At 57.9% G+C, this 1,529-nt stretch carries 2 rRNA genes; both read left to right on the top strand.

Going from position 1 to position 1,529, the window contains the following annotated elements:
* Positions 1-705: ribosomal RNA gene (locus tag ACFWVD_RS28525) — 16S ribosomal RNA — on the top strand; the annotation flags it as partial.
* Positions 706-982: 277 nt separating this feature from the next.
* Positions 983-1,529 (top strand): 23S ribosomal RNA (locus tag ACFWVD_RS28530); the annotation flags it as partial.

A 1,529-nucleotide genomic window follows, 5' to 3' on the forward strand; every position in this document is an offset into this window, starting at 1 on the left:
GTCGTCGGTGCCGCAGCTAACGCATTAAGTTCCCCGCCTGGGGAGTACGGCCGCAAGGCTAAAACTCAAAGGAATTGACGGGGGCCCGCACAAGCAGCGGAGCATGTGGCTTAATTCGACGCAACGCGAAGAACCTTACCAAGGCTTGACATATACCGGAAACGGCTAGAGATAGTCGCCCCCTTGTGGTCGGTATACAGGTGGTGCATGGTTGTCGTCAGCTCGTGTCGTGAGATGTTGGGTTAAGTCCCGCAACGAGCGCAACCCTTGTTCTGTGTTGCCAGCATGCCTTTCGGGGTGATGGGGACTCACAGGAGACTGCCGGGGTCAACTCGGAGGAAGGTGGGGACGACGTCAAATCATCATGCCCCTTATGTCTTGGGCTGCACACGTGCTACAATGGTCGGTACAAAGGGCTGCGATGCCGCGAGGCGGAGCGAATCCCAAAAAGCCGGCCTCAGTTCGGATTGGGGTCTGCAACTCGACCCCATGAAGTTGGAGTTGCTAGTAATCGCAGATCAGCATGCTGCGGTGAATACGTTCCCGGGCCTTGTACACACCGCCCGTCACGTCACGAAAGTCGGTAACACCCGAAGCCGGTGGCCTAACCCGTAAGGGGAGGAGCCGTCGAAGGTGGGACCAGCGATTGGGACGAAGTCGTAACAAGGTAGCCGTACCGGAAGGTGCGGCTGGATCACCTCCTTTCTAAGGAGCAATATGCCGCTTGCAGGCGAATGTCCTGCACGGTTGCTCATGGGTGGAACGTTGACTATTCGGCACAGGAAGAGACCAGGGGCTAGTACTGCTTCGGCGTGGAACGCGTTCTGGGATTGACTGTGTCGGGCACGTTGTTGGGTCCTGAGGGAACGGCCGTAAGGTCGTTGCTTCAGAGATGCCGGTCTCATGCGAGGTGGTCTTCGGGCTGCTGAGTGTGGGTGTCTGGTCGTTGTTTGAGAACTGCACAGTGGACGCGAGCATCTGTGGCCAAGTTTTTAAGGGCGCACGGTGGATGCCTTGGCACCAGGAACCGATGAAGGACGTGGGAGGCCACGATAGTCCCCGGGGAGCCGTCAACCAGGCTTTGATCCGGGGGTTTCCGAATGGGGAAACCCGGCAGTCGTCATGGGCTGTCACCCATACCTGAACACATAGGGTATGTGGAGGGAACGCGGGGAAGTGAAACATCTCAGTACCCGCAGGAAGAGAAAACAACCGTGATTCCGGGAGTAGTGGCGAGCGAAACCGGATGAGGCTAAACCATGAGCGTGTGAGACCCGGCAGGGGTTGCGCTCATGGGGTCGTGGGATTTTTCTTGACCGGTCTGCCGGCCGGTCGGCGAGTCAGAAACCGTACAGGTAGTCGAAGGACATGCGAAAGGTCCGGCGTAGAGGGTAAGACCCCCGTAGGCGAAATCTGTACGGCTCGTTTGAAGAACTCCCAAGTAGCACGGGGCCCGAGAAATCCCGTGTGAATCTGGCGGGACCACCCGCTAAGCCTAAATATTCCCTGGTGACCGATAGCGGATAGTA

This window comes from Nocardia sp. NPDC058666 (assembly GCF_042714895.1).
Classification (GTDB): domain Bacteria; phylum Actinomycetota; class Actinomycetes; order Mycobacteriales; family Mycobacteriaceae; genus Nocardia.